Origin of the sequence: Moritella sp. JT01 (assembly GCF_001574435.1) — a bacterium.
Lineage (GTDB): Bacteria > Pseudomonadota > Gammaproteobacteria > Enterobacterales > Moritellaceae > Moritella.
In genome coordinates this window covers 130,503-153,631 of sequence record NZ_LOCN01000015.1, presented here as the reverse complement: position 1 = coordinate 153,631, position 23,129 = coordinate 130,503, and the positions used below count along the sequence as shown (strand labels likewise).

Annotated in this window: 15 protein-coding genes; 9 read left to right on the top strand and 6 right to left on the bottom strand. The window is 38.7% G+C overall.

The features are described 5' to 3' along the window. Positions 1 to 1,066 precede the first annotated feature (1,066 nt). A complete protein-coding gene (locus AKG98_RS13315; protein ID WP_067046462.1) occupies positions 1,067 to 2,392 on the top strand; it encodes an excinuclease ABC subunit B in 1,326 nt (441 codons plus the stop codon). A gap of 13 nt (positions 2,393 to 2,405) precedes the next feature. After that, positions 2,406 to 2,861 carry a hypothetical protein gene (locus tag AKG98_RS13310; RefSeq protein ID WP_067046458.1) on the top strand — a complete coding sequence of 152 codons (456 nt, stop codon included), beginning with the start codon at positions 2,406 to 2,408 and terminating at the stop codon, positions 2,859 to 2,861. A 457-nt stretch (positions 2,862 to 3,318) separates the two neighbouring features. Here AKG98_RS13310 and sph read toward each other — a convergent pair whose 3' ends face one another. Continuing rightward, complete coding sequence (gene sph / locus AKG98_RS13305) at positions 3,319 to 4,782, bottom strand: sphingomyelin phosphodiesterase (RefSeq protein ID WP_067046456.1); 1,464 nt, start codon at positions 4,780 to 4,782, stop codon at positions 3,319 to 3,321. A 402-nt stretch (positions 4,783 to 5,184) separates the two neighbouring features. On the opposite strand from sph, the gene AKG98_RS13300 reads away from it, so the two are divergent. After that, positions 5,185 to 5,640, top strand: coding sequence for a nuclear transport factor 2 family protein (locus tag AKG98_RS13300; RefSeq protein WP_067046455.1), 456 nt, complete (start codon positions 5,185 to 5,187; stop codon positions 5,638 to 5,640). A 33-nt stretch (positions 5,641 to 5,673) separates the two neighbouring features. On the opposite strand, the gene AKG98_RS13295 is transcribed toward AKG98_RS13300, so the two are convergent. Beyond that, entirely contained in the window at positions 5,674 to 6,312 is a 639-nt protein-coding gene (locus AKG98_RS13295) for a M15 family metallopeptidase (RefSeq protein WP_067046454.1), read from the bottom strand. A 523-nt stretch (positions 6,313 to 6,835) separates the two neighbouring features. Between AKG98_RS13295 and AKG98_RS13290 the strand changes: the two genes are divergently transcribed. The 4 genes from AKG98_RS13290 to AKG98_RS13275 all read left to right on the top strand — a co-directional run bounded on the left by AKG98_RS13290 (position 6,836) and on the right by AKG98_RS13275 (position 12,356). Next, positions 6,836 to 8,380, top strand: coding sequence for an aspartate aminotransferase family protein (locus AKG98_RS13290; protein ID WP_083543963.1), 1,545 nt, complete (start codon positions 6,836 to 6,838; stop codon positions 8,378 to 8,380). Positions 8,381 to 8,504: 124 nt separating this feature from the next. Continuing rightward, positions 8,505 to 9,725 carry a carboxynorspermidine synthase gene (locus AKG98_RS13285; RefSeq protein WP_067046450.1) on the top strand — a complete coding sequence of 407 codons (1,221 nt, stop codon included), beginning with the start codon at positions 8,505 to 8,507 and terminating at the stop codon, positions 9,723 to 9,725. After that, positions 9,725 to 10,894, top strand: a complete 1,170-nt coding sequence (nspC, locus tag AKG98_RS13280) for a carboxynorspermidine decarboxylase (RefSeq protein ID WP_067046448.1) — start codon at positions 9,725 to 9,727, stop codon at positions 10,892 to 10,894. Before AKG98_RS13285 ends, nspC begins: the two co-directional genes overlap by 1 nt. A gap of 31 nt (positions 10,895 to 10,925) precedes the next feature. Next, positions 10,926 to 12,356 (top strand): diaminobutyrate--2-oxoglutarate transaminase family protein, encoded by a 1,431-nt coding sequence (locus AKG98_RS13275; protein ID WP_228140294.1) that lies wholly within the window; start codon positions 10,926 to 10,928, stop codon positions 12,354 to 12,356. Between the two features lie 112 nt (positions 12,357 to 12,468). On the opposite strand, the gene AKG98_RS13270 is transcribed toward AKG98_RS13275, so the two are convergent. The 4 genes from AKG98_RS13270 to AKG98_RS13255 form a co-directional block, all read right to left on the bottom strand. Continuing rightward, the gene (locus tag AKG98_RS13270) at positions 12,469 to 14,382 is read right to left on the bottom strand and encodes a methyl-accepting chemotaxis protein (protein WP_067046446.1); all 1,914 of its coding nucleotides are present in this window, start codon (positions 14,380 to 14,382) and stop codon (positions 12,469 to 12,471) included. Positions 14,383 to 14,607: 225 nt separating this feature from the next. Then, the gene (locus tag AKG98_RS13265) at positions 14,608 to 16,521 is read right to left on the bottom strand and encodes a methyl-accepting chemotaxis protein (RefSeq protein ID WP_067046444.1); all 1,914 of its coding nucleotides are present in this window, start codon (positions 16,519 to 16,521) and stop codon (positions 14,608 to 14,610) included. Positions 16,522 to 16,782: 261 nt separating this feature from the next. Next, entirely contained in the window at positions 16,783 to 18,696 is a 1,914-nt protein-coding gene (locus AKG98_RS13260; RefSeq protein WP_067046442.1) for a methyl-accepting chemotaxis protein, read from the bottom strand. Between the two features lie 302 nt (positions 18,697 to 18,998). After that, the gene (locus AKG98_RS13255) at positions 18,999 to 20,912 is read right to left on the bottom strand and encodes a methyl-accepting chemotaxis protein (RefSeq protein WP_067046440.1); all 1,914 of its coding nucleotides are present in this window, start codon (positions 20,910 to 20,912) and stop codon (positions 18,999 to 19,001) included. Positions 20,913 to 21,326: 414 nt separating this feature from the next. Between AKG98_RS13255 and AKG98_RS13250 the strand changes: the two genes are divergently transcribed. Together AKG98_RS13250 and AKG98_RS13245 are read left to right on the top strand one after the other, a co-directional pair. After that, on the top strand, positions 21,327 to 22,004 hold the full coding sequence (locus tag AKG98_RS13250) for a thioredoxin domain-containing protein (RefSeq protein ID WP_228140293.1): 678 nt from the start codon (positions 21,327 to 21,329) through the stop codon (positions 22,002 to 22,004). 276 nt (positions 22,005 to 22,280) lie between these two features. Beyond that, positions 22,281 to 23,120: an isopenicillin N synthase family oxygenase gene (locus AKG98_RS13245; RefSeq protein ID WP_067046436.1), complete on the top strand. Its 840-nt coding sequence runs from the start codon at positions 22,281 to 22,283 to the stop codon at positions 23,118 to 23,120. Positions 23,121 to 23,129: the final 9 nt, after the last annotated feature.

The window sequence follows — 23,129 nt, the reverse complement described above, 5'->3', positions numbered from 1 at the left end:
TCGCAGTCATAATTAATTCCAATATCGATTTGTTTATTATTTAAAAATAGTTTTACCAGGATAGGTAAGGTATTTAATGTAAATCAATATAGCATCTACCTATTTTAAGGGGTAATGTATTTGATGCTTATTACGTGTACTTTATTGAATGGTTACTTGGTGTGTTTTTATTTTGTATGTATTTAATAGTTGTTTTTAACGAATCGAACTCTTATTAAATAACTATAATGATGAAAACTGAAACTTTATATTTTATCTATGTTAATAATGTAATTTTATTACATCTGGTCTTACCTGTTCTGTTTTAAGTTACGTAGGGGTTTATAACTTTGTTGTGTAAAATACAACCAGTTGAACATGGAGATGTCACTTAATGCAGGCAATGTTTTATCTACTTCCGTTTTATTACTGGTTAACGGTAATAAAGTTCATGCGGCTAACCGGTATAAGTAGCTTGAGGTATTTTGATTATAATAATCATGTTAAGTGATTTTGGTTTTAATTTATCTTAATAATTTAACGGATATTAAATTTTAATAAAAGATGTATTTATATCTTTTATTATTTAGATAATAGCCTACAGTTTAATGCCACATTACGACTTATCAAATCTTAGGCCTAATTCACTGTATCGTATTTGGCTAGCCCTTCGCGAATCTGGATCTATATCTGGCGTTTTTTGTATTATACGTAATTTAATTAATACTTTTTTAATTAGCGTAACAATAATGAAAATGACAGGTCTTTACAAATTAGCCATAGATAATCTCGTATTACTGATCCTGCACATTCGTATCTCAAAGTTATGTTGATAGTATCAATGTATTGTTTTTGTTGGTTTTTTAGTCCGGTTGATAATGTGTATTCTATTTGATAATACCTTTATATTAATTTGATTTTTTATTCACATAAGTTTGATGGTGTTTTTATGATTACTTCGATCTTAAATGTTAACTTTTATGAGTGTTAAGTTTCAGCCGTTAACGCAAAGTAAGCAATAGATTAACATTAACTGGCTGTGTTTAATTACGATCTTTTTATAGTGATATACAAGGAAAGGAATTTCATGAATAAAAAATATTTTAAAATGAGCTATGCAGCTCTATTAGTTGCATCTGGTTTAGCTAATGCAAGTCCAATTGATGGTATTGATGATGCTTATTTCCACGGTGCTGATCAATTTCAAGCATATAAAGACCCAAGAACTGCATGCGATGTTTTCAATCAGAAAGTCAAGTATATTAATGGTGTACTTAGTGATACTGAGGGTGCTGGACATATTAGCAATCTATGCCAAGCCGTACGGTTTACCGATGGTCAAATTGAAGATACATACTATTTGACTACTGTTAATGGCGCTTACCAAGATGGCAGCAATAGTTACCCTGTTACGGAGCAACTTGATGTTGCACGTACCATCGACTTATTAATGTTTTCGCAATCTAATAAAACAGACTATGTCGTTATTGTTGATGGTTCTGTCGATGTATCAAAACAGACTGTTAATTGGGGTGGCGAAATAAGTTGGTATGACGAAAATGTTCTTCCATTCTTTTGGTACTCGGAAGGATATATTGGACAAGTTTTTCATGGTAACTCTCAGTTTAATTATATTGCTGGTGAATCTGCATATGACTCGGCGGAATTTAAAGCTATGCAAGAGACTAATGACGACGCGGAAATTGAGCGTTTAACTTGGAAATATTTAGCTGAAACATGCGGTGATGGAGCTATAAATGCAAGCTGTATTCCTCAAGGGAAGAGGTTTGGGAATCAGTTAATTGGTACTGAAACATTTCCATCATCAACCAATGCGGGTGGAAATACAGTTGATATTGCTAATAGTACATCATTTAGCTTCAATATCAGCGGTGAGTTTCAGGCGAGTAAATCAGATGGACCTTCTGCTGGTTTAGGCGTTTCTTTTGGCTTTGATCAAACGACATCATCATCACAAACACATAATGTACTGACGCTGAAATCTGTAGGCCAAGGTAATGACATTGGTACTGCTGTTACGCAAAAAATCAATACTCTTGCATTAGGGGCCGCTGCTTATGATTATCAGGCTAGTAATGATGGCTGGAATCGTGTTGTCAATGCGGCAGAAATTTGGGGTGAAGACCTTTATCGTAGCTATCCTTTAACAAGTTATGAAGCATGGCAAGAGAATTATACAGAGGATTCTAGTTCTTGTACGTCGCAAAACCTTATTTTTGGTAATTCACTTAAAATTGCTCGTACACATTTAAATATGTATGGCTCTAATTGGGATATTGCAGACGAAGATACAAAAATAGTGGATGCTGATTACGGTGTAGTGGTTGCTACAGAATGTATAACTGACCAAAAAGGTCAAACATTCCGTCTTAAAAAAGAAACATTATTATAATAGGGTGATCGAGATGAATTTATTTAAAAATACTATTGCTGTAGGCATGCTACTACTTACATCTGGCGTGAATGCATCAAGTTTAGATTCCGTTAGCGCTCAAGATAATGGTGTTTTTCTTGCTATGCAACAATTACAGCTTGAACAAGATAAGCCCGGTAATCGGGGGGCTCCTTTGGAGGTTAATGCCGACATCTTATTTATTGATAGTCGTATAACTAAAGCTGATCAACTGACAAAAAAGATGTTATCTGCGTATAACGCTATTGTTATTATTGGTGATAAATCATTAAATAAAACATTAATGATTGACCTTTTTGGTTTTGGTATTCAACGTGATGTCATTGCAATTAGTAATATTCATGATTTAAAAACAAGAGAAATTAATACTTATAATGTTGGTAAAGATACAGCTGATATGAAAGTTGCTACTGTGTTATCTAGTGTGATCTCAAAACATATTAACTAAGTTATAATTTAACTGTACTTCTAACCACTGCTAAGCAGTGGTTTTTTTTATTCAACACCTTCACATTATAAACTCCATAGTAAACTTTTAATCCTGTTGTATCAGTAGCTTAACACTCCGTAGGTTCTTTTCTTGGTTGTCGGTATGAGACCATCATCTTGTGATATGTAGCAGTGGTATGCGAGTTCTAAAACGTGCTCATGTTGCGGTGATAAGGTTAATGACATGCCGTTTCTGCATAGCGGAGCTGTGTTAGACCTGTAGTCGTAAATCTGTGGGAATTGATTTTCTGGGTATTAGTTCAATCGGTGGTAGTCACTTTAACAAATATGGGCAGGATAATGGACCGGATATACTCGGCTATAGTGATGATTCAATTAATTTTAATTTACGGTTCAAGAATGCTCGGATTAAAAGGAAATAGATAATATTTTGTCTACTTCCTTTTACTTATTGGTTAACGGTAATGCAATTCATGCGACCAATCTGTGTAGGTAGCTTCAGGCATTTTGATTATAAATAGACCATCGTTTTTAAATGGCATTGTTGCTGAAATCATCCATCCTAATCCATCGGGTAGCAGGTACTCATCAGGTCCTAATTCTGAATGATCATACATATAGATTTCATCACCATCTTTGATACAGCCACTTTGCGGGTTTTTACGTCGTATTTTTAAGTAATCAGCGGCATTATTTTCTCGTGCATAGTAATAACCCCACAAATCCCAATTCCAAAAGTAATTCGAATAGTCACCTGTTAGTGATAGTTGGATGTAATCATCATCGTGTACGCAAAATGCATCTTTAGGTATCCAAGTGTCAAGTTTAAATTCTATCGATAACGGATTATTTATATCGGCGGTAGTGATCCACTTGTCAGTATCAGCTTTAATGTAACTACTCGTATCGACGTGTTCAATTTTGATATTGTTGTACGGTGTGTTGTTTGGTCTAAAGCTTTGGGTTAGCGTCGTGCTATCGGCATATTCAAAAGCGGTTACAGGGAAATGATCTGAGTATTCATAAGCATAATACTTGTCAAGTGTGCCTGATATTTCTACTTTCGGTGATATCACATCGAGTATTTGATTGTGCCAAAATTCAGGTTGTAGGTGATTATTTTCAATTAAGATATAGTCGAGTAATAGACCATCTAGGTTGGGATAACTGTCGTACGCTAACGCATTCGCAGCGGGATCCCATGAATAATCAGCACCAGCAAAGCTGTCGGGTTCAGAGCTGTTTAAAGCTAATAACATTGAATCAAATTCATTTGAATTTTTGGCTACGTTCAAATCACCAGCAATGATGACCATTTCATTATTCGGGATGTTTTGTTGGGCTATATATCGGGTTATTTCTTCGAATTGTTGAGCTCGGATATCGGCAGGATTTGAGCAACCGGGATCATCTGCCTGTACGTGCGTGGCGATAATATGGAATAATTTATTACCTTTCTTAATTTTGACGTAAACAAAACCTTTTTGAGATAGATCGTCTGCGCCACAAGCATTGGAAAATATATATTGTGCTTTGTACTTTATCGGGTAGCGGCTCATCACAAATACACCGCCATCTTCAGGGGTGAACGGATCCCAATTTCCGTCCGTGTTGTCCCAACCGTCTATTTCTCGACCTAGAACGGGGGTGTAATAAGGGAAGCGTTCTTTTAATCCATCAGAGATAATTTGGCTACTTTCATTATCAAATGCTTCGTTAAAAGAAACAATATCTGTGATGTCAAAAATGTTGGATTGCGTAAGAAGCTCCGCTCTTTTCGTTTGGCTGGTATGAAATAGTGTGCTTGAGAGCATATACACGTTATAACTCATGATTTTAGGTGGCGCCGTGTATTCCTCGGCGTTAATCATCGAGCTTGTTAGTATCGTAGCAGCTAAAATTAGGTGTTTAATATCCACTTTAGTCCATCTTTTATTATATTATTGTATTTCAATAATGTCATATGGCACTTATAACTTAAATACGAAAATTCATATAAAAACATCAAATATTTATTATAATAAATATCGTGTTAAGTGGTTCTGATTTTAATCTATTTATGAAGACTTTATGAGAATGGATATGCGTGAATATAACTGAGCATGAAGGGCATACTCAGTTATTTTATCTTGTTGCCATATTCAATAATTGATCGGATATGAAATTTTAATCAAAGATGTATTTATATATTTTATGATATTTGAGATAAAAATCCGATGCTTAATACACTATCTACATTACGATTTCCCCTAATCCTGCGCTTAAACTAGACTCATTAAAAAGAATTAAACACAAGAGTGTAAAGGGTAAAGGAGGGCATAATGATAAAAAATCGGTATTATTTGCTTGGTATCGGCTTTGAGTTTTTCGGTTGTGCAGCTAAACAATGCAACATTATTAAAAGTACTGTGTATGACACCTTTACCGCGATTGATACTGCACGTATAGATCTTGAGACGTATCAAGCCGTTATAACTCATGATTCAACGTTTAAATTTGCTAATTTTCCTGCTTCTAAGGGACGAGAGGCTATTCGCAAAGCACAAAAAGATTTTTTTAGCTCTGTTAAAGGAATGAGTCACAAGTTGCGGCATATCTGGATAGACGAATGTAACGTAGCAGCAGAGGGAGTTGTGACATATACCACAAAAGATAATGGACAAGTGTCTATCCCATTTGTCGATATGTTTATCTATGACAGTGATAACAAGGTGAGGGCTGTTAATATATACATAGATACCTCACCTTTAGAAAATCAGAGTTCAGCCGCGCCGTAAACGATAGCGTTATTGGGGGCGGAAAACTAAAGCTTATTTTTCACCATAAATAGCAAAATCATGACCAAATTGAGCTGCCCAGAGCTGATTTCCGTAATCGAAATGCCACCATTCATCTTCGTCAGATCGAAAGCCTGCACTTTCCATAGCCTGGCGCAACAGTCGGCGATTATCTCTTATCGCTATATCTCTTCCATCTTCTTCGTAGTAAAGCGTTGCAGCTTCTGCTCCGAAGTGATCGAAACAAGTCCCCATATCAAGTTCGTTTCCATCTAAGTCAACTAATGTCAGATCAACAGAGCCACCAGTCGCATGAGGTGGAACGCGTTCAGGATTATCTGGAACAGTGACAAACTTTCCAACTTCATCCTTCAGTTGATCCTCATCCCATTCGGGGTGTTCTGTGCTGAGTTCTGACCAATATTTTTGATAAATATTATTTTGGACTTCTCTTGATCTCCAAGGATCCCAAATTTTGAAACGGTATTCTCCTAGGCGGTTACTAATCTGTATCAATTTTTTTACAACGCCCTCTCTAGCATAGAGATTCGGGTCATCTGAAAGGCCCATATTGAAATAGGCTGGTTCAAGTATGAAGCCGAGTTCAGCAAGACAGAGTAGAGGTTCACCATTTTCTTGTATCGGTATTTGTTCAAAAATAATATTCGTCATCAATTTTATTCCTAGATACGAGCGTATAACGCCAAATTTAGTAGCGAGTAATACTATTTAATGTCTCGTACATCAATATATGGGCTATATTATCTTAAATAAACGGTAGTGTTAAGCCTTCTAAATATGTATATGGTTTGTTAACAAACTGGTTGTTATCACCAAATGATCTTGTATTTACAGATTAATTTATAATAATTTCGACATAAAACACTTGCATCTAAATTACATTTAACTTACATTGTCGCCATTAAATCGAGCTCCTCGATTATTTTGTTTTTATATGGACTTTAAAACACAGTGATAGAAACCATTAATCACACATTTCGTATTTCCCTACCGTACTTCTGATCTCTGATTAGCGCGAGCGCTTTACCGCTTTGCCTAAAATTTAGCATTTTCTATCTGTTGCTCAACGCAGCTTATCTGTTCGCTTGTTTAAACTCTTGTCTTTAGCGTGATTAAAACGTTTTTAGCGCGATTAAACATTCGAATATGCATTTTTTTATTTAAAATTTGAAGAATGATGAAAAACTCAAACCAAAACTCAAATCACAACAGTGATTGGTCTGATGTATTCGTACATCTTGATCCTAAAGCACAACCGCATTACCTTAACGCAATAGAGCATTCTGCACGTGAATTATCAGCGATGTTTACCGCTGTTGATGCACCGTATTCAGGGCTTGAACCTGCGCAGTTAAATGCACAAATCATGGCGATGCCAATTGGTAAATCGCCGATTGCACCCTTGGCTGAAATCATTTCTAACAATGTTAACCTCATTGGTAAAAACGCCATTATCGTACAACACCCGCATTGTATTGCGCATTTACACACGCCACCGTTAATCCCCGCGCTTGCTGCTGAAACGATTATCTCGGCATTAAATCAATCAATGGATTCATGGGACCAAGCGTCTTCTGCAACCTATGTTGAACAGAAAATGACAGATTGGTTATGTGAATTGTTTGGTTATGACCTTGTGCCGTCAGCGACAAATAATGGCGCTGATGGTGTGTTTACCAGTGGTGGTACACAAAGTAACTTAATGGGTCTGTTATTGGCGCGTGACCGTGCGGTAGAACAGATCTCGGGTGAAAGCGTACAGAAGGACGGTTTACCAAGTTACGCGAAAAAGCTCCGTATCCTGTGCTCACAAACAAGTCATTTTACCGTGCAAAAATCAGCATCGTTAATGGGACTTGGCGAACGTGCCGTGGTTACTGTGGCGACCGACGAATTTGGCTGTTTAGATATTAACGCACTCACTACAACGATTGCCGATCTACAGTCGCAAGACTTGATCCCATTCAGTGTGGTTGGTACGGCGGGTACGACAGATCTTGGTGCGATTGATGATCTGCAAGCGATTGCGGCTATCAGTGAACAACACAATATGTGGTTCCACGTTGATGGTGCTTATGGTGGCGCATTGATCCTAAGCTCACACAAAGATCGTCTGGCTGGTATTGAGCTAGCCGATTCGATTAGTACAGATTTCCACAAGTTATTCTTCCAACCGATTAGCTGTGGCGCATTGCTTATTCGTGATAACCACAATTTCAAATACTTGCTACATCATGCGGATTATCTTAATCGTGAAACTGATGAACTTCCAAACTTGGTGGACAAATCGATTGCCACGACGAAGCGTTTTGATGCGTTAAAACTACTGATGTCTATGCAGGCTTTAGGTACGGACAAGTTTGGTGCGATGTACGATCACCTAATTAGCTTAACTCAAGATGTGGCTGCGTTAGTGACAGCGACAGCCAAGTTTGAACTGTTAGCGCAACCGCAATTAAGCACAGTGTTATTCAGATATAACCATTTATCTACAAACAGCGATGTAAGCATTGAGCATGAAGAAGAAATCAGCATGATCAATCAGCGTTTACGTTTAGATTTATTAACCGCAGGACAGGCAGTATTAGGTGAGACCAAAATCAATGGTTATACCTGCTTAAAACTGACCATTTTGAATCCATGCTTGCAGTTAAGTGATTTTGAAAGTCTGTTTACCAAGATTGCTGACTTTGCTGCAGAGCAAGATTATATCAAGTAGACAAAGCAAAGATAATACCGGTTGGCGTTTCTTGAATACGCCAATTAGTGACAGGATAGGCTGTTTAGATATTGAATCTAAAAGCTAATTAATAAATAACAAAGAATAAGTTTAAGGAATAGATATGTCTGTATTACAAATTGGTGCTGGTGGTGTTGGTTGGGTTATTGCGCATAAATGTGCACAAAATAATGACGTGTTTGGTGATATTACAATTGCATCACGCACAATCGCTAAATGTGACAAGATCATCACCAGTGTGCATAACCGCGACAACTTAAAAGATAAGAGTCGTCGCTTAGTATCACGCCAGATTAATGTTGATAATAAAGATGCGCTAATTGCACTGATTGAAGAAGTGAACCCAGACCTTGTAATCAATGCCGGTCCTCCATGGGTTAACGTGGCCATTATGGCTGCGTGTGTAGCAACGAAAACGGCTTACCTTGATACATCTGTTGCGACTGATTTATGCAGTGAAGGTCAGCAAGTACCAGAAGCTTACGATCCACAATGGGCATTCCGTGACGACTTCGAAAAAGCCGGCATCACAGGTATTCTCGGTGCTGGTTTTGATCCCGGCGTAGTAAGCGTATTCGCAACGTATGCCTACAAGCACTTGTTTGATGAAATCGATAGCATCGACGTAATGGACGTAAACGCGGGTGATCACGGTCAACGCTTTGCAACTAACTTCGATCCAGAAACAAACATGTTAGAGATCTTAGGCGATTCATTCTATTACGAGAACAAAGAGTGGCATCAAGTACCTTGTCACAGTCGTGTAATGGAATTTGATTTTCCTGTCGTTGGTCAGCAAAAAGTTTACTCAATGGCGCACGATGAAGTACGTTCATTAGCAGAATTCATTCCAGCTAAACGCATTGAATTCTGGATGGGTTTCTCTGATAACTACCTAAACTATTTTAATGTAATGCGTGACATTGGTTTATTAAGCCAAGTACCAGTAACAACAACGGACGGTATAACGGTTGAACCACTTAAAGTATTAAAAGCGATCTTACCGGATCCTACATCACTTGCTGAAGGTTACACAGGCAAAACTTGTATCGGTACTTGGGTACGTGGAACGAAAGCTGGAAAGCCGCGTAGCGTATTCGTTTACAACATTTGTGATCACGAAGAAGCTTATAAAGAAGTTGAGCACCAAGCGATTTCTTACACAACGGGTGTACCAGCAATCACTGCCGCATTACTTTACTTCCAAGGTAAGTGGAGCGAGGTTGGTTTGTTCAACGTAGAACAGCTTAACCCTGATGACTTCTTAGAATTGATGCCTCGCATTGGTCTAAAGTGGGAAGTTCAAGAGTTGGATTGCGAGTAATGTCGGCTGCTAAAGCGACATTCTCTGGGGCGCCAAATGCACCTCTGAAAACACCTTATTTTATGATCCATGAAGATAAACTGCTGCGTAACCTTGAAATCTGCAAGCAGTTAAAAAATCTTTCTGGCGTGAAACTGGTATTGGCATTGAAGTGTTTCTCGACATGGGGAACATTTAACACCATCAGTAAATACCTTGACGGTACAACCAGCAGTGGTCCGTACGAAGTACAGCTAGGTCACGACACATTTCCTGGTGAAACACATGCTTATAGCGTGGGTTACAGCGAAGATGACGTGATTGCTGTGCGTGATATCGCCGATAAAATCATTTTTAATTCGGTATCACAACTTGAACGCATGCAACCTTTGTTAAACGCAGCGAGCAGCGTTGGGCTACGTATAAACCCTGAAGTGAGCTATGCAGGCCAAGATCTTGCCGATCCAGCGCGTGCATATTCTCGCTTAGGTGTTAAACAAGCAGGGTTAACTGCGGAAACAGTGTCTAAACTTGATGGTTTGATGTTCCACATGAATTGTGAAAACAAGGACTTTGTTGCTTACAGCACTATTCTTAACACAATTTCAGAACAGTTTTCAGCGCACTTAGATCAAGTTTCTTGGGTTAGCTTAGGCGGTGGTTTGTTCTTCACTTACCCTGGTTATCCAGTGGCTGAATTAGCGTTAGTGCTTAAAGCATTTGCTGAAAAGCACCAAGTACAGCTTTATCTTGAACCGGGTGAAGCCATTATTACTGATACGACAGATTTAGTTGTGTCGGTATTAGATGTTGTTGAAAACGATAAAAAAACAGCGATTGTAGACAGTGCAACTGAAGCGCATCGTTTAGACACGCTTATTTATAACGAGCCTGCGAGTTTTGCTGAAGCGACTGAAGCTGGTCAGTACCCTTATATCATTGGCAGTTGTTCATGTTTAGCGGGAGATATATTTGGTGAAGCCAACTTTCCGCAGCCCTTACAAGTCGGTGATCGTTTAACGATCAAAGATTCAGCGGGTTATACCATGGTAAAGCTTAATTGGTTTAACGGCCTAAAAATGCCAAGTATCTACTTTAAACGTGTAGATGCTGACGGTATTGACGGAAAAATTGAAACCCTGAATCAATTTGATTATCGGGATTTTAAGGCGACATTAGGTCAAGCTTAATGAATACAAGATCAGAAAAGGTGGAAACGTCGTGAGCGAAGTTTTAAATTATGTGACAGAAATGAATAACGATAAACCGATGATGCGTCCAACAACGCCCGTTGCGTTAAATCTTGCTTCGTTTCTTAGTCAGCCTACACGTGTGCTAGCGACTAATAGCTATTTACAACGTCAAGAACTGCGTGAATCAAATGCACGCAGTTATCCGCGTCGTTTGCCATTTGCGCTGAAACGCGGTCAAGGTATCTTTGTTGAAGATACTGAACAACAGATCTTTATTGATTGTTTAGCTGCCGCGGGGACGTTAGCATTGGGTCATAGTCATCCCGACGTGACAGAAGCCTTGATACAAGCTGTGCAATCAGAAGTACCAATGCAAACGTTAGATCTGATGACGCCGATTAAAGATCAGTTTATGACCCAGTTATTGGATTTGTTACCGGGAGATATGGCTGAACATGCACGTATTCAAATGTGTAGCCCTTGTGGTTCAGATGCAGTGGAAGCGGCATTAAAATTGGCTAAAATTGCTACTGGCCGTCGTTCGATACTGGCATTCTCGGGTGCTTATCATGGCATGACGCATGGCGCGTTAGCAATGATGGGCAACTTAGGGCCTAAATCTGCATTGAGTATGACGGGAGCGGATGTGCAAATTATGCCATTCCCGTATGCACCTCGCTGTCCTTATGGTTTAGGTGAAACAGGGATTAAAGCCAGTCTTTATCAACTAGAGACGATGCTAACAGATCCTGAATCAGGCGTTGCTAAACCCGCTGCGATCATCGTTGAAGCAGTGCAGGGCGAAGCTGGTTCATTACCTGCTGATCCAACATGGCTTAAAGGTTTACGTGATATTACTAAACGTCACGGTATTCTACTCATCATTGATGAAATTCAAGCCGGTATGGGGCGTACGGGTAAAGTATTTGCGTTTGAACATGCCGATATTGAACCGGATGTGATTGTTGTCTCTAAAGCACTAGGTGGTGGGCAACCATTAGCCGCAATTATTTATCATAATGACTTTGATAAATGGGAGCCTGGTGCTCACGCGGGAACATTCCGTGGTAATCAATTGGCTATGGCCTCGGGGTTGGTGGTGATGCGTCACCTTGCTCAAGAGCAGCTACATTTACATGCGGGTGCGATGGGCGCTAAGTTAAAACATGACTTAGAAGCGATTGAAAGTGACGTTATTGGTGATGTTCGAGGTCGTGGCTTGATGTTAGGTATCGAGATTGTTGATCCTAATGGCGAACGAGATGCGTTAGGTAATCTACCGCAAGATGGTCGACGTGCAAAAGACATTCAACAAGCGGCACTACGTCGTGGTTTGATTATCGAATTAGGTGGACGTTTTGGTTCAACGATTCGGATGTTACCACCACTGATTATCCAGGCTGAGGAGATTGATGTGGTTGTCGCTATCTTAACGGATGCGATTGATTCAGTTGGTTAATGGTTAAATAGCTACCGCTAACAATTAAGCTTAATAAAAAGGCCTTTAGTACTGTATCAAACAATGCTAAAGGCCTTTTTTTTCTGTAGTTTAGCTTATTACTTACAACGTCTTACTTCAATTTAAACTGACCCACAATAGCGACGAGTTGTTCATTTGAACTTGCTAGGTTACGTGTACTGTCCATGGTTTTCTCACCATTTTCGGTCAGTTGATTAACCATACCTTGGATCATAGTCATGTTACGGTTAATTTCTTCCGTTACTGAGCTTTGCTCTTCGGCTGCGGTTGCGATTTGAATACCAAGATCGTTAATCTGCATGACAGAGTTGGTCATTGAATCGAGGTTATCATTTACGCTTGCTGTCGTCGCCGCTGTTTGTTGACAACTGGCTTTGGTGATGTCCATAGCACGAACAACCATGTCTGCGCCGTTACGTAGGCGGGCTAACATTTCGTTAATCTCAGACGTACTTTGTTGTGTGCGTGCTGCTAGCGTACGCACTTCATCAGCGACAACCGCAAAACCACGACCTTGCTCACCAGCACGTGCCGCTTCAATTGCGGCATTTAATGCCAGTAAGTTAGTCTGGTCTGCAATTTCACCAATAACACTCAATACAGTACTGATCCTATCGGTGTCTTCATTCATTGTTTGAATGTTCAGAGCCATTGCTTCAACTTCATTAACTAAGTCTGCCACACCGTGCACAGCACCTTCTACAACCGCTTTTGATTTATGTGCCTCGTCTGCAGATTGCTGAGTGAAGGTTGCAGATTGCGCTGCATTTTGGGCAACGCTGTCAGCGGTAGAACTCATTTCTGTGATCGCGACAACAACCTGGTCTGTTTCACTCGCATGGTCGATGAGTACTGTATTATTGTGCTCAGTTTGCGATCTTAATTGCTCAATACCTGAGGAAATATGATCTGTTGATTGTGATATTTCTAACATCATTGCTTGTAAGTTGCTCACGAAGCGATTTACCGCCTCGGCAATCTGACCCAAATCATCATTGCTGTTTACCGCTAAGCGTTGTGTTAAATCAGCGTTGCCTTGAGCAAGGTCTACAATCGTTGACTTTAACGCCAGAATTGGACGGTATAATCGATTAAGTGCGGCATATACGATAGCGGATGCAACGAAAATAAGGAGCAGGGCACTGAGTATGCTGTCTTTTAATAGCTCTTGTACTGTTGCATAGTGAGCAGATTGATCTACTGTGATGAGTAAATGCCAGCTCATCGAGTCATCTAGCTTGATGCTTTCAAAGTAACTTACTTTATCTGCACCATTGACAGTGAAGTTCGTTACACCTTCATCTTTGTTTAGTATTTCTTGTTGTAGTTGCGCATAACCCCTATCATCAGCTAGCTTGCTTTGTCCTGGATTACGGATCTGCTCTGTTGATGCGATGGTGGTGCCTTGGTTATCGTGTAAGCTTGTTACCGCGTTGGCAAATGCTGATGCACGAACCATATCATTCAAAACGCCTAACTCGATATCGGCAAGTAGCACACCTTCAAGTTGACCATTTTTATAAAACGGTGACGCAATACTGATAAGTAATTGCTTAGTTAGCGCATCTTTATACATTGCAGTTACGATCGTGGTGCGTTTTTGTTGTGCTAGGGTATACCAGTCACGTGTTCGAGGATCGTAACTTGCCAGATCTCGCTTGCCACTTGCTGCGCCATAAGAACGACCATCTGCAAAACCCACAACAATATCACTGGCTTTTGTCGCTGCGGTAATTTGTCGAACCATGAGGTTTAATTGCTCGTCATCACGCGTCTGCGCAAAATCGGGTGCCGTCGCAATCAAACCTTCTTTAATAGTCTGAAACCAAGTGTTGATTTTTGCCGATGTGGTGTCCACTTTTAATATCGAGTAATCGTTGATATTACTCGATATTGAAGAAGATAATTGGCGATAAGAAAATAAATTAGAAATAGTTAAGGTGATTATTAAGAGCAGAATAATGACAGATATTATTCGCCCTTTAAAACTTGATAGAAAATCCACGTGAGTTCATACCCTTTAATAGTTATAAATCTTGCTATTCAGCTGATTTGCCAATATATATTCAGATTATGGCAGTTTTTTGAACATCCTATCATTCATATGAAGGTTTCGGTAGGGTTTTGTAATGTTTTGTAAGGTTAGTTTTGGCGTGAAGTTCTTGATTATCATTATATATCAAACTTTGTGACTATAAAATACCACAAAGTTTGATATTTTATCTTGTGGTTATTCTAGTTTAAATTGGCCAACTATAGCTAATAGTTGTTCATTACAACTTGCTAGATTACGTGTGCTGTCCATGGTCTTTTCGCCATTTTCAGTAAGTTGATTAACCATGCTTTGGATCATCGTCATATTACGATTAATTTCTTCGGTCACCGAACTTTGTTCTTCAGCTGCGGTTGCTATTTGGATACCAAGATCATTAATTTTCATTACAGAGTCAGTCATTGAATCGAGGTTATCATTGACACTTGCTGTCGTCGCGGCTGTTTGTTGGCAGCTTGCTTTAGTGATATCCATCGCCCGCACAACCATATCGGCCCCGTTACGTAAGCGGGTTAGCATCTCGTTAATTTCAGATGTACTTTGTTGTGTTCTTGCTGCAAGTGTACGTACTTCGTCAGCAACGACGGCAAAGCCACGTCCTTGTTCACCTGCGCGTGCTGCTTCAATTGCAGCATTTAATGCAAGTAGGTTAGTTTGGTCTGCAATTTCTCCAATAACACTTAATACCGAGCTGATTTTGTGAGTATCTTCATTCATGGTTTGAATATTTAACGCCATTGCTTCAACTTCATTCACTAAATCAGCCACCCCATGTACAGCACCTTCGACAACTACTTTTGAGCGATGCGCTTCGTCAGCTGATTGCTGAGTGAACGTTGCCGATTGTGCGGCACTTTGAGCAACGCAATCTGCTGTTGAACTCATTTCTGTTACCGCAACAACCACTTGATCTGTTTCACTTGCGTGATCGATCAGCACTGAATTGTTATGTTCTGTCTGTGCTTTTAATTGTTCAACACCCATTGAGATATGATCCGTTGACACTGATATTTCTAACATCATGCGTTGTAAATTGCTGACAAACGCATTCACTGATTCGGCAATTTGTCCGAGGTCATCACGGCTATTCACCTCTAAGCGTCGAGTTAGATCTGCATCGCCTTGTGCTAAGTCATAAACGGTCGCTTTTAAAGCTAGGATAGGTCGGTATAAACGTGAAAGGGCGATAAATATCATAATTGAGGCAAGAATGACAAGTAATACATTGCTGATAATTGAGTTATTCAGGCTGTTTTGAACAGGTAAGAAGAGCACTGATTTATCTATGGTGACCACAATTTTCCAGCTTGATTTATCATCTAAATGTAACGTTTTATAGTATACAATTTGGTTTAGACCATTATTTTCAAATTGAAACGTACCCGTATTATTTTGAAATATTTCTCTTTGAAGCGCGGTGTAAGAATTATCATATGGTTGCATTTTTTTACCGATAATTTCTTGGTTATCCGTTGATGCGATTGTCATGGCGCTGATATCATACAGACTCGTTGTGGCGCCAAAGAATGCGGATTTTTTGATCATGTCTTTAAGCATGTTTAAGTTAATGTCAGCCAATAGTACGCCTTTCAATTGACCGTTTTCATAAAATGGTTCGGCAATACTAATAATAAGCTCACCAGAGATGGCATGCTTATAAATGTTGGTGATTTCTGTCGTTTGATTCTGTCGTGCACTTTTATACCAAGTTCTGGTTCTTGCATCCAAGACTGATAATGGAATAAAACCCTCTAATGCACTAAATGTACGTCCGTCTTCATAGCCTACAATTATATCGGTAGCTTTAGTTGCATTTGCAACTTGTCTCACCATACGTAATGTTTGTTCATCGTCTCTCGTTATAGCAAAACTTGGTGCTGTTTGAGTTAATGCATCTTTAATTGTTTCAAACCAATCGGTAATTTTATCAGTTGTGCTTTGAACTTTTAATTTTGAGTATTGGTCAATATTATTTACCATTGAGTTTGATAATTGCTTATAGGAGATATAACTCGCAATTGTCAGTGAGGTTATCAATAATAAAATAACAACCGAGATGATTCTTCCTTTAAAACTCGCCATAAAGCCCATGAAATAAAATCCTTTGAAATTGTAGTTTTTTGTATTTTAATGATAAAAAATACGCAGTAACTTTGTATAAATGTTCATTAGTGTGTGATAGTCAGCGGATGATATATACAAGATAACTTGTTGTATATACTTAGTTTCGACAATCAGTGAAAACTTACGATGGCTTACAATTGCAAGGTGATTTTTATAAAATAGTTGCTTAAAATTATCCTAATTTAATCGGTAGACCTTCAAAACGATGAAGGCCTATATCAAATCAAATTATTGCAGCTTGAACTGTCCAACAATGGCAACAAGTTGATCATTCGTACTTGCCAGAGTATGTGTACTGTCCATGGTTTTTTCACCATTTTCAGTTAACTGAGAAACCATGTTTTGAATCATTGTCATGTTACGGTTTATCTCTTCTGTTACTGAGCTTTGTTCTTCTGCTGCTGTCGCAATTTGAATACCGAGATCATTAATTTGCATCACTGAATTCGTCATAGAATCAAGGCTGACATTCACACTTGCTGTTGTATCTGCGGTTTGTTGACAACTCAATTTCGTTGCGTCCATGGCTTTTACAACGGTATCAGCACCACTGCGTAAGCGGGTTAGCATCTCGTTAATCTCTGAGGTACTTTGCTGGGTTCTTGCCGCTAGTGTTCTAACTTCATCTGCAACAACCGCGAAGCCTCGGCCTTGTTCACCTGCACGTGCCGCTTCAATCGCAGCATTTAATGCAAGTAGGTTAGTTTGATCTGCAATTTCACCAATGACACTTAATACCGAGCTAATTTTGTGAGTATCTTCATTCATGGTTTGAATATTTAACGCCATTGCTTCAACTTCATTTACTAAGTCTGCAACCCCGTTTACTGCACCTTGAACTACCGTTTTAGATTGGTGTGCCTCATCGGTTGATTTTTGTGTGAAGGTTGCACTTTGCGCTGCACTTTGAGCCACACTGTCAGCAGTCGAACTCATTTCTGTTACTGCGACAACGACCTGATCTGTTTCACTGGCGTGGTCAATTAATACGGCATTATTGTGTTCGGTATGGGATCGAAGTTGCTCAATACCGCTAGAAATATGTGTTGTTGATTGCGATATTTCTAGCATGATTGTTTGGAGATTCGCAATAAAGGTATTTACCGCTTCAGCAATCTGACCTAAATCATCTTTACTTGTTACTTCAAGTCGCTGGGTTAAATCACCATTGCCTTGCGCTAGGTCTTGAAGCGTCGATTTTAGTGCGATGATTGGTTGGTAGAGTTTATTAAGGCAAACGTATATCAACACGGAGGCAACAAGTATCATGATAAGAGCAATGATGATTGAGTTTTCTAAACTATCTGCGATCACTGCGTAGTGAGCCTTTTTATCTACCGTTACCAATATATGCCAGCTTAGCTGGTTATCAAGTTTAATTGAATCAAAATAGCTGATTTTTTCTTTGCCATTAACTGAATGGGTTAGATGACCAGCGTCTCCTGTTAGTATTGCCTGTTGTAGTTCTGTTAGAGCACTATTGTCTGCAAGTTTTGATTTTCCTGGATCTTCTATTTTATCTGTTGACGCGATTATAGTGCCGACTTCGTCAAATAGGCTAGTGCTGGCATGGTCAGATGCTGATGATTTAACGATATCTTCAAGTATGTTTAGTTCGATATCAGCAAGTAATACACCGACAAGTTGCCCATCTTTATAGAAAGGTTCGGCAATACTGACTAATAAATTTTTAGTCAGTGCGTCTTTATACATCGGGGTAATAATTGTTGTACCTCTACGTTTCGCATCTTCATACCAAGCACGAGAACGAGGGTCGTAATCAGCGACATAACGAGTGCCAGTCATAGCACTGTATGAGCTACCATCTTCAAACCCAACAAGAATATCCGTTGCTTTTGTTGATGCATTAATCTGTTGAACCATTAAATTAATTTGGTAATCGTTATGCGGTTTAGCAAAGTCAGGAGCTGTTCCGATTAAACCATCTTTAATAGTTTGAAACCATGTGTTTATTTTGTCTGACGTGCTATGTATTTTTAGTGTTGAGTAGTTATCGATATCTTCTTTAATTAATAAAGACATTTGACGATAAGAAAGTAAGTTCGAAATTGCTAGCGTTGTAATAAGCAGTAACATAATGACTGTAATTATCCGGCCTTTAAAACTTGATAAGAAATTCACGTGGGTACATCCTTATAATCATGAGTATCGTGAGTGTTAATGCGCATGAAAACGCGACAACACTATCGTAATTACATTGTTACCAGGTTATCGGCAGGGAGAATCGACATCGCATTATTAATGCCAAATAAGTGATCTTAGTCACTAATATTTAGTGTCTCTAATCATTAAGTATTAATGCATACATTGGGTTGGATTGAGTCTTGAGGGATTTAGAGTGGTTATACTTGTGAGGCTTTAGCAATGAATTAATGCGTTGTTCCAAAGTTGAATAAGGTTCAACGCATTGTTTAATGATTTATTTATTTTAGTTTGAACTGGCTAACAATACTCATTAGCTGCGCATTGCTACTTGCTAAGTCATGGGTGCTATTGAGTGTCTTTTCACTGTTACTTGTTAATTGCTGTACCATATGTTGAATCGCGGTCATGTTACGATTAATTTCTTCCGTTACTGAGCTTTGTTCTTCTGCTGCTGTGGCGATTTGAATGCCAAGATCGTTTATTTGAAGTACTGACTCCGTCATTGAATCTAGGCTTTCATTCACACTTTCAGTTGTTTCCGCTGTTTGCTCGCAGCTTGTTTTTGTGGTTTTCATTGCTTGCACAACAGAGTCCGCACCGCTACGTAATCGGGTTAGCATATCGTTAATTTCAGAGGTACTTTGTTGTGTTCTGGCTGCTAACGTTCGCACTTCATCTGCGACGACGGCGAATCCACGACCTTGATCACCTGCTCGAGCAGCTTCAATTGCGGCGTTTAATGCGAGTAAATTCGTTTGGTCTGCAATTTCTCCAATGACACTTAATACTGAATTAATTTTATTGGTATCTTCATTCATGGTTTGAATGTTCAATGCCATCTTATCCACTTCTGTAACGAGTTCTGCAACGCCAAATACCGCACCTTTAACTACTTCTTTCGAGCGTCTTGCTTCATCTGTTGATTTTTGTGTGAAGGTTGCTGATTGAGCGGCACTTTGAGCAACGCTATCTGCTGTTGAACTCATTTCTGTAATAGCAACGACAATCTGTTCTGTTTCAGCCGCATGCTCTAGTAGTACATTATTATTGTGTACTGTCTGTGAACGAAGTGCTTCAATACCGTCTGAGATATAGGCTGTTGATTGTGATATGTCTAACATCATGCTTTGTAAATTAAGCGTGAATTTATTTACCGCATCTGCAATCTGGCCTAAGTCATCATTGCTTTGAACATCGATACGGCGGGTTAAATCAGCATTGCCATTAGCAAGATCTACAATTGTTTCTTTTAGTGTGAGGATAGGGCGATATAAACGGTTTAAGGAAAATAAGCTAATAATAGATGCTAGAATAACGAGGATGAATCCAGTGATAAGTGCGCTGTTTAAACCTTCTTTAATCTCGATAAAGTGAGAAGACTTGTCTACTGTGATAACTACTTTCCAAGAAATAGTATCATTAAGGTTTAATGTTGTGAAATACGCAAGCGTTGTTTTCTTATCTTGGCTAAATTCGAAAGTGCCTTCTTGGTTACTTGAAATCATGTCTTTAAGTGGTGTAAATGTGGCATTAGCTGAGTCCATCGGCTTACCTACGATTTGACGATCATCTGTTGACGCGATGGTCATGCCTGTCATGTCATATAAATTAAGCGTGGTATCTGAAAATGATGAATTTTTAATAAAGTTACTTACTGTTTCTAAGCGAATATCAGCTAATAATACGCCAGTAAATTGGCTATTATAATAGAAAGGTTCAGCAATACTTATCATCAATCCCCCCGTTGTAGCATCACTGTAAATGCCCGTAATGATTGTAGCGCCTTTTTGTTTTGCTTCTTTATACCAGTCGCGAGTACGTGGATCAAAGCTATCTAAATTTAGCTTGCCGTCTATCGCCGTAATTGCTTTACCGTCTTCATAAGCAGCCAAAATATCATTTGCGTCGGTAGCGAGAAATACTTGTTTCACCATGAGTAATAATTGTTCATCATCACGAGGGATTGCAAAATCAGGCGCTGTTGAAGCTAAACCTTTTTTGATACTTTGAAACCAACTATTAATTTTGTTGGCTGTGCTATCGACTTGTAGCTGTGAATATTTATCAATATTGCCTACGATAGAAGTAGATAATTGTCGGTAAGAAATAAAACTCGATATCACGAGTGAGGAAATAACGAGTAGTATCACTACTGTAATGATACGGCCTTTAAAACTGGATAAAAAATTCACGTTAACTTAATCCTTACATAACGGTATTAATTGATAGTAGAAGTCGCGAGTGGTAGATATGGTACCTGTAGATATAGCCCGCAGGATAGTATCCATATGGTTCTTTATTGTATATTTTTTTATATTATAATCTGTATCTAGATCACTTTAATTACAGCTAACTACCTATTAATTTTGTAATTATGGTTATTATCATTATTTAATGACCAGTAAAGTCGGTGGAATAGTGTTATGAACCTATTTATCTTGGTATTTGAAGATTACAATATTCTAATCCAAATTAGATGATAGTCGTTATGGCGTCACTTAATTGATCTATATCATACCGAAAGTAAACCAAGGTAATATTATTCGACACTATCGACAATACATTATATTCTCTCGAACTTTCCAACTTATGGTCCTCTATTTATTATGAAATCTATCTTTAAGCCGTTATTATTCGTTTTTGTTTCTTTCTTTGCGCTTGCTGGCTGCAGTGAGGACAATAGTCCAAAAGAAGGGAACGAATATACAATTATCCCGACGCCTATGTCTGATTTACCTGATGTTGTAGAGATTTTTTCTCTTGCGTGCGGCAATTGTAAGAACATGGAAACGATGATTCCTGTAATCGAAGAGATGACTAAAATAGATTTTGCCAAAACCCACGTAACGTTTAATGAAAGTGCGCAGCGTTCGGCTTATGTTTATTATGCAGCAGCAAATCAAAATGGTGGTAAACCGAGTTCAGAGATGATGGCTGATTTGTTTACTTATACGCAAAGTGGTGCGGGTGCAGATAACCATGATCATGGTGAAGGTCAAAAGAATGAAAAACCTGCTGAAGATATGACGCCAGCACAGAAAAAAGAACAGATGATAACCATATTTAAAAAATACAACATGAAGAGCCCAATCGATTTAAACGAAGCTGAACATGAAGCGGTATATCAGCAAATGGTTAAAGCAGAAGAGATTGTGACTAACGCTAACATTGCATCTGTACCTGTTTTCTTAGTAAAAGGTAAGTACTTAGTTAATTCTGGTGCGCATAAAACATTAGAAGAACTGGCTGCGACTATTTCTTACTTAAACACTCTAGAGCAATAGCCTTTAATCACATGATATAACAGATATAAACACTGAGGAGCTGCATTTATGTGGCTCCCTTTTTTGTATTTATGTAGGGTTAAATATCGGCTAGTTGTTTATTCTGTGTTTTTATATCGACTTTCACTCAAAAGTTAATAGTATTGTTTGTGATGGCAAGTAGGTACTATTGTAGAACATTCAATAAATAATATGGTAAAAATGGTTGATAACAGTAGACATTATGTTTAATGAATTTTATTATATTTCGTAATATCAGACAAAGAAGTATATATAATGACATTAGTAGCAATTGATTACCGCGCAGAAAACAGCGCTGAAGCGTTTGTAAAATCGCTTCGTGAAACAGGTTTTGGTGTATTAACTAATCATCCGATTAATCCGGAACTAGTTCGAGCTATTTATACTGAATGGCAAGCGTTTTTCGAAACAGAAGAAAAACATGATTTCTTGTTTAAACCTGAAACGCAAGATGGTTTTTTCCCTGCAACTGTTTCTGAAACAGCAAAAGGCCACAGTGTTAAAGATATTAAAGAATATTTCCATGTATATACTTGGGGTCGTATTCCTGAGTCATTAAAAGAAAATATTCTAGCGTATTATGAGCAAGCAAATGCTCTTGCCGCTGAGTTACTTGATTGGGTTGAAGAATTTTCACCAGCTGAAGTATCTGCAAAATACAGTATGCCATTGTCAAAGATGGTTGAAGAAAGCTCGCTTACGCTACTACGCGTATTACATTACCCTCCAATGACGGGTAATGAAGAAGTGGGTGCTATTCGTGCTGCCGCGCATGAAGACATTAACATGCTAACTGTGTTACCTGCTGCTAATGAACCTGGTTTACAAGTACTGAAACAAGATGGTAGCTGGTTAGATGTGCCAAGTGATTTTGGTAACATCATTATTAACATTGGTGACATGCTGCAAGAAGCATCGGGTGGTTATTTTCCATCGACAACACACCGAGTGATAAACCCTGAAGGTGCTGATATGACTAAAGCGCGTGTTTCGCTACCGCTATTTTTACATCCTAATTCAGAGGTTGTATTATCAGAGCGTTATACCGCAGGTGAATACTTAACAGAAAGACTACGTGAGCTAGGTGTTCTTTAACATTCTAGA

What these genes read in the sequence shown, in the direction of transcription:
- AKG98_RS13265 (WP_067046444.1), bottom strand. Translation starts at nt 16,521, where the DNA reads ATGGGCTTTATGGCGAGTTTTAAAGGAAGAATCATCTCGGTTGTTATT.
- AKG98_RS13295 (WP_067046454.1), bottom strand. Translation starts at nt 6,312, where the DNA reads ATGACGAATATTATTTTTGAACAAATACCGATACAAGAAAATGGTGAA.
- AKG98_RS13285 (WP_067046450.1), top strand. Translation starts at nt 8,505, where the DNA reads ATGTCTGTATTACAAATTGGTGCTGGTGGTGTTGGTTGGGTTATTGCG.
- AKG98_RS13300 (WP_067046455.1), top strand. Translation starts at nt 5,185, where the DNA reads ATGATAAAAAATCGGTATTATTTGCTTGGTATCGGCTTTGAGTTTTTC.
- AKG98_RS13315 (WP_067046462.1), top strand. Translation starts at nt 1,067, where the DNA reads ATGAATAAAAAATATTTTAAAATGAGCTATGCAGCTCTATTAGTTGCA.
- AKG98_RS13310 (WP_067046458.1), top strand. Translation starts at nt 2,406, where the DNA reads ATGAATTTATTTAAAAATACTATTGCTGTAGGCATGCTACTACTTACA.
- AKG98_RS13290 (WP_083543963.1), top strand. Translation starts at nt 6,836, where the DNA reads ATGATGAAAAACTCAAACCAAAACTCAAATCACAACAGTGATTGGTCT.
- nspC (WP_067046448.1), top strand. Translation starts at nt 9,725, where the DNA reads ATGTCGGCTGCTAAAGCGACATTCTCTGGGGCGCCAAATGCACCTCTG.
- AKG98_RS13245 (WP_067046436.1), top strand. Translation starts at nt 22,281, where the DNA reads ATGACATTAGTAGCAATTGATTACCGCGCAGAAAACAGCGCTGAAGCG.
- AKG98_RS13250 (WP_228140293.1), top strand. Translation starts at nt 21,327, where the DNA reads ATGAAATCTATCTTTAAGCCGTTATTATTCGTTTTTGTTTCTTTCTTT.